The following is an 8,451-nucleotide window of genomic DNA, read 5'->3' on the forward strand; positions in this document are numbered from 1 at the left end:
TCGTGGCTGGTCGCGCAGTTCCCCGCGCCCCTTACGGGGCGGCTGGTCGCGCCCCGCGACGGAGTCGCTGAAGGATGCGGTCCCGCGCCCTGCGACGGAGTCGTCGAGGGATGGGGGCCTGTGGGGCTTTCGGGGCTGGTTTCATGAGTATGTGGTTGGCGCCCCTTCGGCAGACGGGGCAGCTGTTCGCGCTCGGGTTGCAGGTGGCGCGGGACGTGTTCCGACGGCCGTTCCAGTTCCGGGAGTTCGTCGAGCAGTTCTGGTTCATCGCGAGCGTGACCATTCTTCCGGCCGCGCTCGTGTCCATCCCGTTCGGCGCCGTGATCGCCCTGCAAGTCGGGTCGCTGACCCAGCAGTTGGGTGCCCAGTCGTTCACCGGCGGCGCCAGCGTGCTCGCCGTCATCCAGCAGGCCAGCCCGCTCATCGTCGCCCTGCTCATCGCCGGCGCCGGCGGCTCCGCGATCTGCGCCGACCTCGGGTCGCGGAAGATCCGCGAGGAACTCGACGCCATGACCGTCATGGGCGTCTCGCCCGTGCAGCGGCTCGTCGTGCCCCGCGTGCTCGCGACCATGTCCGTCGCCGTACTGCTCAACGGCATGGTGTCCGTCGTCGGCACGCTCGGCGGGTACTTCTTCAACATCGTGCTCCAGGGCGGCACCCCGGGCGCGTACCTGCAGAGCTTCTCCGCGCTCGCCCAGCTGCCCGACCTCTACATCAGCGAGCTGAAGGCCCTCATCTTCGGCTTCATCGCCGGGATCGTGGCCGCGTACCGGGGGCTCAACCCGCGCGGCGGCCCGAAGGGCGTCGGTGACGCCGTCAACCAGTCCGTCGTCATCACCTTCATCCTGCTCTTCTTCGTGAACACGGTGATGACCGGCATCTACCTCCAGATCGTTCCGCCGAAGGGAGGCTGAGCCCGTCATGACCTCCCCCCTCGTCTGGCTCGACCGCAGTGGCGACCAACTCATGTTCTACCTGCGGGCGCTGGTGTGGATCCCGCGCACGCTGCGGCGGTACACGAAGGAAGTGCAGCGCCTGCTGGCCGAGGTCGCCTTCGGGTCCGGCGGACTCGGCGTCATCGGCGGCACCATCGGCGTGATGATCGCGATGACCGCCGCGACCGGCACCGTCGTCGGGCTCCAGGGGTACGCGGCCCTGGACCAGATCGGCACCGCCGCGTTCACCGGGTTCGTCTCCGCGTACTTCAACACCCGCGAGATCGCGCCGCTCGTCGCCGGACTCGCCCTGTCCGCGACCGTCGGCGCCGGGTTCACCGCGCAGCTCGGCGCGATGCGGATCAACGAGGAGGTCGACGCGCTCGAGGGCATGGGCGTGCGGTCCATGCCGTACCTCGTGACCACCCGGATCATCGCCGGCGTCGTCGCCATCATCCCGCTCTACGCGATCGGGCTGCTCTCGTCGTACCTCGCCTCCCGCATCATCACCACCGTCTTCAACGGGCAGTCGCAGGGCACGTACGACCACTACTTCAACCTGTTCCTGTCACCGACCGACGTGCTCCTGTCGGTGCTGAAAGTGCTGATCTTCAGCGTCATGGTGATCGTCGCCCACTGCTACTACGGGTACCGGGCCACCGGCGGCCCCGCGGGCGTCGGCATCGCCGTCGGGCGGTCCGTGCGGAACGCGATCGTGCTCATCTCCGTCACCGACTTCTTCCTGTCGCTGGCGCTGTGGGGCGCGACGACGACCGTGAAGGTGGCGGGCTGAACCATGGAGACCCTGCGCCGCCGGCTCGCCGGCCTCGTGTTCCTCGTGGTGCCCGCGCTGCTGATCTGGCTCGCCGTCGCCGTCTACAACAAGGACTTCGTCGACTCCGACGAGGTCGTCGTCGAGACCGGCAGCGTCGGCAACGAGATGCACCTCGGGGCCGAGGTCAAGCTGCGGGGCGTCGTCCTCGGCGAGGTGCGGTCCATCGACGCCACCGACACCGGGGCCCGCCTCACCCTCGCGCTCGAACCCGACGCCCTCGGACACATCCCCGACGACGTGCGCGCCCAGATGCTGCCGACCACGCTCTTCGGCGAGCGGTACGTGGCCCTGGTCCCGCCGAGCACGCCCAGTACGCGGACGCTGCCGGCCGGTGCCACGATCCCCCAGGACCGGTCCGCCAACGCCATCGAGCTCCAGCAGGTCCTCGACGACGTGCTGCCGATGCTCACCGCCGTGCAGCCGCAGAAGCTCTCGTCGACCCTGTCCGCGGTGTCGCAGGCGCTGGAGGGGCGGGGCGGGCAGCTGGGCGAGACGCTCAGCACGCTCGACGCCCACCTGAAGAAGTTCAACCCCAACCTGCCGACCCTCAACGAGGACCTCAAGCAGCTCGTCAAGGTCTCGCACGTCTACGCGGACGCCGCCCCCGGCATCCTCGACGCGCTCACCGACTTCACCACGACGAGCGGAACGATCGCGGAGAAGGAGAAGGACCTCGCGTCGGCCTACGGCGCCACGACCCGCACCGCCGAGGACCTGGACGCCTTCCTGCGGGCCAACAAGGAGAACATCATCCGGCTGTCCGCGACCTCGCGGCCCACGCTGGAGCTGCTCGCCGAGTACTCCTCGTCGTTCCCCTGCACGCTGCGCACCCTCGCCGACTTCGTGCCCCGTATGGACAAGGCGCTCGGCAAGGGCACCGGCGAGCCCGGCCTGCACGTCGACGTCACCACCGTCGCCTCCCGCGGCAACTACGCGCCCGGCCGCGACACCCCCTCCTACTCCACCGGCGGCGGCCCGAACTGCTACCCCGTGCCCTACCTCGGCGCCTCCGCCCACGCGCCCGTCACCGCGACGGCGTCCGCCGAGCAGAACCTCGGGCCCGCCAACTCGCCGCAGGAGAACGACCTGGTGAACGAGCTCATCGCGCCCGCCGCCAAGACGGCCCCGGGTGACCTGCCCGACTGGTCGAGCCTGCTCGTCGGACCCGTCTACCGGGGGACGGAGGTGAAGCTGAAGTGAGCAGCGAGGACAAGGAGTTCGCGCACATCCGGCGACGGTCCGTCGCCGGGCCCGTCATCAAGTCCCTCGTGTTCCTCGTCGTCACCGCGCTGGCCACCGCCCTGCTCGGACTGTCCATCGCCAACACCGGCGTCGGCACCGACACCACCACCTACCGCGCCCTGTTCACCGACGTCACCGGCCTCATCGACGGCGACGGCGTGCGGATCTCCGGCGTCAAGGTCGGCGAGGTGACCGACGTGCGCGTCGTCGACCACCGCACCGCCCAGGTCACCTTCACCGTCGACAAGGGCAGGGAACTGCCGGGTACCACCACGGCCGCCGTCAAGTACCTCAACATGGTCGGCCAGCGGTACGTGGCCCTCGAACGTGGCACCGGGGGCACCACGGGGGACCTCGCCCCCGGTGCCACCATCCCCCTCGCGCACACCCAGCCCGCGCTCGACCTCACCCTCCTGTTCAACGGGTTCAAGCCGCTCTTCGAGGGCCTGTCCCCGCACGACGTCAACGACCTCGCCGGCTCGATCGTCAAGGTCCTCCAGGGCGAGGGCGGGACCGTCGACAGCCTCATCGAGCACGTCGGCTCCCTCACCACGACCGTCGCCGCGAAGGACAAGGTCATCGGGCAGGTCGTCGGGAACCTCACCGAGGTCCTGAAGACGATCAACGACCGCGAGGACAAGTTCGACGACCTCGTCACCACGCTCACCCGGCTCGTCTCCGGCTTCAACGAGGACCGCAAGCCGCTCGGCGAGGCCGTCCAGGCGATGGGCGACCTGACGACCGTGACCGCCGGGTTCCTCCAGGACGCCCGGGCGCCCCTCAAGAGCGACATCAAGCAGCTGGGCCGCCTCTCCGGCACCCTCGGCGACGGCATCCCGCAGATCGAGAACTTCCTCGACAAGACGCCCGCCAAGATGACCGCCCTGTCCCGCCTGTCCTCCTACGGCTCCTGGTTCAACCTCTACCTGTGCCGGGCCTCGGTCGACGGCGTCACCATGTCCGACGGGTCGAAGCCCCCCACCGGCATCGTCGTCGAAGAAGCGAGGTGCCAGTGAAACGGCCCGCCCTCGGGCGTCCGTCCGTGCGACGACCCCGGTTCAAGCCCGTCCAGGAGCGCAACCCCGTCGGCATCGCCGTCGCCGGTCTCGTCGTCCTCGCGCTGCTCGCGCTCGCCGCGCTCAATGTGTCGAGCCTGCCGCTCGTCGGCGGCGGCACCGACTACAGCGCCGACTTCAGCGAGGCCGCGGGCCTCGGCGACGGGGACGAGGTGCGCATCGCCGGCGTCAAGGTGGGCGAGGTCACCTCCGTCAGCCTCGACGGACCCAAGGTCAAGGTCGCCTTCCGCATCGAGGACGACGGCACCTGGATCGGCGACCGCACCACCGCCGCCATCGCCATCAAGACGCTGCTCGGCGAGAAGTACGTCGCCCTCGACCCGCTCGGCGGCGGCAGGCAGGACCCCGGGAGCCGCATCCCGCTCAGCCGCACGACGTCCCCGTACGACGTGACGGAGGCGTTCGAGGATCTCAGCGGGACCATCGACGACATCGACACCAAGCAGCTCGCCGCGAGCTTCGAGACGATCTCCGAGACGTTCAAGGACTCACCGCCCGACGTGCGGGCCGCGGTCAAGGGACTCTCCGCCCTGTCGAAGACCGTCTCCTCGCGCGACACCCAGCTCGCCGCGCTCCTCGACGGCAGCAAGAAGCTCACCAAGACCCTCAAGACGAAGCAGTCGAGCTTCGAGACGCTCATCGACGACGGCGGTTCGCTGCTCGGCGAACTGAAGAAGCGGCGCACCGCCATCAAGGCGCTGCTCACCGGCAGCCAGGCGCTCGGCGTCCAGCTCGACGGCCTCGTCGACGACAACGAGAAGCAGCTCGAGCCGACGCTCCAGGCGCTCGGCCGGGTCACCACCGTGCTGGAGAAGAACAAGAAGAAGCTCGACCGGACGCTCTCCCTGGTCGGCCCCTACTACCGGCTCGTCGGCAACACCCTCGGCAACGGCCGCTGGTTCGACAGCTACCTGTGTGGCGTCGTCCCGCGGAACTACCTGCCCGAGACCTCGCTGCCGAAGACCTCCTGCATGCCGCCCAAGAACGGGACGTACGACGTGAAGGCCGGAGGCCGGTGATGTCCGTCAAGTGGAAACTCCTCGTGGGCGGGGTCGCCCTGGCCGTCCTCATCGCGGCCGGTGTCGTCGGCGTGCGCGCCGCGGACTCCGGCGGCATGCGGGTCACGGCCTACTTCGACCGCGCCGTCGGCATCTACGCCGGATCCGACCTGCGCGTCCTCGGCGTCCGCGTCGGCAAGGTCGCCGACGTCCACCCCCAGGGCACCCAGGTCCGGGTCACCCTCGAGATCGACGACGGCGTGCAGGTGCCGGCGGGAGCGCGCGCCGTCGCCGTCGCCCCCAGCGTCGTCGCCGACCGGTACGTGCAGCTCACGCCCGCCTACGCGTCCGGGCCGCGCATGAAGGACGGGGCGAAGCTGCCCGCGTCCCGCAACCGCACCCCGGTCGAGGTCGACCAGCTCTACGACAGCGTCACCGAGCTCAGCAAGGCGCTCGGCCCCGGCGGCGCCAACGAGAAGGGCGCCCTGTCCGACCTCCTGCGGACCGGCGCCGAGAACCTCGACGGCAACGGCGCCGCGATGGGCGACAGCATCGAGCAGTTCGGCAAGGCCGCCAAGACGCTCAACGGCCGCAGCGACGACCTGTTCACCACCCTCACCCAGCTCCAGTCCTTCACCACGATGCTCAAGAAGAAGGACCGCGGCGTGCGGACCGCACAGGAGAACCTCGACGACGTCACCAGCTACTTCGCCGACAACCGCGACGACCTCGCCGGCGCCCTGAAGGAACTCGGCATCGCACTCGGCCAGGTCAAGAAGTTCATCAAGGACAACCGCGGCGAGCTGAAGAAGAACGTCCGCAAGCTCGTGCCCATCACCCAGGCCCTCGTCGACCAGCGCGCCTCGCTGGCCGAGGCCCTGGACGTCGCACCGCTCGCCGCGCAGAACGTCGTCAACGCGTACAACCCGAAGACGCGCACCCTCGACGGACGCGCCAACCTCAACGAACTCAGCCAGGGCGGCCCGCTCCTGCCGCTGCCCTCCGTGGGGGGTGAGCAGTGATGCGCGCACCCTTCCGGATCGGCAGGACCGGAGGTCTCTGGATCGGCGGGGCCGTCACCGTCACCGTCGCCTTCTGCCTCACACTCGGGGTCGTCACCCTGCCCGTCCCCTCGTTCGGTGGCATCGAGGACCTGCCGCTGCCCGGCGGCGCCGACCTCGGCGACCACCCCTACACCGTCACCGCCGAGATGAAGGACGTGCTCAGCCTCGTCCCGCAGTCCGCGGTCAAGGTCAACGACGTCGCCGTCGGACGCGTCACCGACATCAGCCTCGCCGACGGCGACAACTGGAGCGCCCGCGTCACCATGCGCATCAACGGCGACGTGCAGCTGCCCGCCAACACCGGTGCCCGGCTGGAACAGTCCAGCCTCCTCGGCGAGAAGTACGTCCAGCTCGTCGCGCCCACGAAGGGCGCCACCGGCGCCCTGCACGCCGGTGACCGCATCCCGGTCGCCCGCACCGGCCGCAACACCGAGGTCGAAGAGGTCTTCGGCGCCCTGTCCCTCCTGCTCAACGGAGGCGGCGTCAACCAGCTCAAGACCATCACCAAGGAACTCAACAAGGCCCTCGGCGGGCGCGAGAGCGAGGTCCGCTCCACCCTGCGCCGCGTCAACACCCTCGTCACCGACCTCGACACCCACCGCGGCGACATCACCGCCGCCCTCGACGGCGTCAACCGGCTCTCCGCCACCCTCTCCCACCGCAAGGAGGACGTGGCCACCGTGCTCACCGACCTGTCCCCGGGCCTCAAGACCCTGGAGGAACAACGGGGCTCGCTCATGACGATGCTGCGCTCCCTCGACCGGCTCAGCGGCGTCGCCGTCGACACGGTCAACCAGGGCAAGGCGGACATGGTCGCCGACCTGAAGGCCATCGCCCCCAGCCTCAAGGCGCTCGCCGACTCCGGCAAGGCGCTGCCCGACTCGCTCCAGGTGCTGCTCACCTACCCGTTCACCGACGAGGTGCTGAACGGCATCAAGGGCGACTACCTCAACGTGTACCTGAACATGACCGCCGCGCCCGGCACCGTCCTCATCCCGCCCCTGGAGCCGGGGACCTCGGCGTCCCCGACACCGAGCGCCACGGCGCAGAAGCAGAACGGCAAGCGGGCGCCGGAGAAGGCCGGTTCGAGCCCGGCACTGCCGCTGCCGGCCACGTCGTCCCCGTCCGCGTCGTCCGGCTCCCCATCGTCCGCGCCCACGTCGTCCGCGTCGTCCGGGGCCGCTTCGTCGCCGACGGGAGGCGATGAGCGGTGATCACCCTCGCGACCCGGCTCAAGAACGTCGCCTTCCTCGTCATCGCCGTCCTGGTCCTGGCGTTCCTCGGCATCCGCTACGCCGACCTCGGCCGCTTCGTCGGCGTCTCCGACTACTACACGGTCACGGTCCAGCTCCCGCGCACCGGCGGCCTGTTCACGCACTCCGACGTCACCTACCGGGGCGTCTCCGTGGGCCGCGTCGGACCCATCGGGCTCACCCCGGACGGCGTCGAGGCCGAGCTGCGCATCAAGAAGTCCGCGCCCGACATCCCCGACGACGCCGAGGCCGTCGTCGCGAGCCTCTCCGCGGTCGGCGAGCAGTACATCGACCTGCGGCCCGCCCGCGGCGACGGCCCCTACCTGGAGGACGGCTCCCGGATCGAGGCGAGCCGGACGGCCGTCCCGCGGCCCGTCACCGACGTCCTCAAGAGCGTCGACGACCTCACCACGTCCGTGCCGCTCGACGATCTCCGCACGGTCGTCGACGAGTTCGGCAAGGCCTTCGAGGGGCGCGGCGCCGACCTCCAGGTGCTCATGGACAACGGCACCGACTTCGTGAAGGCCGCCGACCGGGCGCTGCCCAGCACGACGGCCCTCATGAACGACGGCGCGGTCGTGCTGCGCACCCAGGCCGAGGAGGGCAAGGCCATCCGCGACTTCGCGTCCGGCGCCAAGGACCTCGCCGCCACCCTCAAGGGCTCCGACGCCGACCTGCGCCGCCTCGTCATGGCCGCCCCCGAGGCCGCCACCCAGGTCAGCGGGCTGCTCCGGGACATGGACCCCGACCTGAGCGTCGTCCTCGCCAACCTGCTCACCACCTCCGAGGTCGCCGTCACCCGGCAGCGCGGCACCGAGGAACTCCTCGTACAGCTGCCCCGGGCCGTCGCGGCGGGCGCCACGGCGGTCGACGGAAAGAAGGTCAACTTCGGCATGACGGTCACCTTCTTCAAGCCTCTGCCGTGCACGGAGGGCTACGACGACACCCGCTACCGGCTCGGTACCGACACCGGGCCGGCACCGGCGCTCAACTCCGGGGCCCGCTGCACGGAGCCCGCGTCGAGCGGGGTCGGCGTCCGCGGCTCCGC

The 8,451-nt window shown here is 70.3% G+C and carries 8 protein-coding genes; all 8 read left to right on the forward strand.

Features of this window, described 5'->3' with window-relative positions; genetic code table 11:
• Positions 1-149: 149 nt before the first annotated feature.
• A complete protein-coding gene (locus GTW43_RS05345; RefSeq protein ID WP_161300462.1) occupies positions 150-914 on the forward strand; it encodes an ABC transporter permease in 765 nt (254 codons plus the stop codon).
• Positions 915-921: 7 nt separating this feature from the next.
• A complete protein-coding gene (locus GTW43_RS05350; protein WP_161300455.1) occupies positions 922-1,728 on the forward strand; it encodes an ABC transporter permease in 807 nt (268 codons plus the stop codon).
• Positions 1,729-1,731: 3 nt separating this feature from the next.
• Positions 1,732-2,970, forward strand: coding sequence for an MCE family protein (locus GTW43_RS05355; protein ID WP_161300456.1), 1,239 nt, complete (start codon positions 1,732-1,734; stop codon positions 2,968-2,970).
• Complete coding sequence (locus GTW43_RS05360) at positions 2,967-4,028, forward strand: MlaD family protein (protein WP_161300457.1); 1,062 nt, start codon at positions 2,967-2,969, stop codon at positions 4,026-4,028. The genes GTW43_RS05355 and GTW43_RS05360 overlap by 4 nt, the downstream gene beginning before the upstream one ends.
• A 26-nt stretch (positions 4,029-4,054) precedes the next feature.
• The gene (locus GTW43_RS05365; RefSeq protein WP_161300458.1) at positions 4,055-5,107 is read left to right on the forward strand and encodes an MCE family protein; all 1,053 of its coding nucleotides are present in this window, start codon (positions 4,055-4,057) and stop codon (positions 5,105-5,107) included.
• Entirely contained in the window at positions 5,107-6,108 is a 1,002-nt protein-coding gene (locus GTW43_RS05370; RefSeq protein ID WP_161300459.1) for an MCE family protein, read from the forward strand. The genes GTW43_RS05365 and GTW43_RS05370 overlap by 1 nt, the downstream gene beginning before the upstream one ends.
• Complete coding sequence (locus GTW43_RS05375) at positions 6,108-7,364, forward strand: MCE family protein (RefSeq protein ID WP_161300460.1); 1,257 nt, start codon at positions 6,108-6,110, stop codon at positions 7,362-7,364. The genes GTW43_RS05370 and GTW43_RS05375 overlap by 1 nt, the downstream gene beginning before the upstream one ends.
• The coding region (locus GTW43_RS05380) for an MlaD family protein (RefSeq protein ID WP_161300461.1) at positions 7,361-8,451 on the forward strand (1,091 nt) is incomplete at its 3' end. The genes GTW43_RS05375 and GTW43_RS05380, both read left to right, overlap by 4 nt.

It is taken from the genome of Streptomyces sp. SID5785 (genome assembly GCF_009870065.1).
In the GTDB taxonomy this organism is placed as follows: domain Bacteria; phylum Actinomycetota; class Actinomycetes; order Streptomycetales; family Streptomycetaceae; genus Streptomyces.

Bases quoted from the DNA above. Each gene is read 5' to 3' on its own strand.
- GTW43_RS05375 (WP_161300460.1), top strand. From the start codon at position 6,108: ATGCGCGCACCCTTCCGGATCGGCAGGACCGGAGGTCTCTGGATCGGC.
- GTW43_RS05345 (WP_161300462.1), top strand. From the start codon at position 150: ATGTGGTTGGCGCCCCTTCGGCAGACGGGGCAGCTGTTCGCGCTCGGG.
- GTW43_RS05370 (WP_161300459.1), top strand. From the start codon at position 5,107: ATGTCCGTCAAGTGGAAACTCCTCGTGGGCGGGGTCGCCCTGGCCGTC.
- GTW43_RS05350 (WP_161300455.1), top strand. From the start codon at position 922: ATGACCTCCCCCCTCGTCTGGCTCGACCGCAGTGGCGACCAACTCATG.
- GTW43_RS05355 (WP_161300456.1), top strand. From the start codon at position 1,732: ATGGAGACCCTGCGCCGCCGGCTCGCCGGCCTCGTGTTCCTCGTGGTG.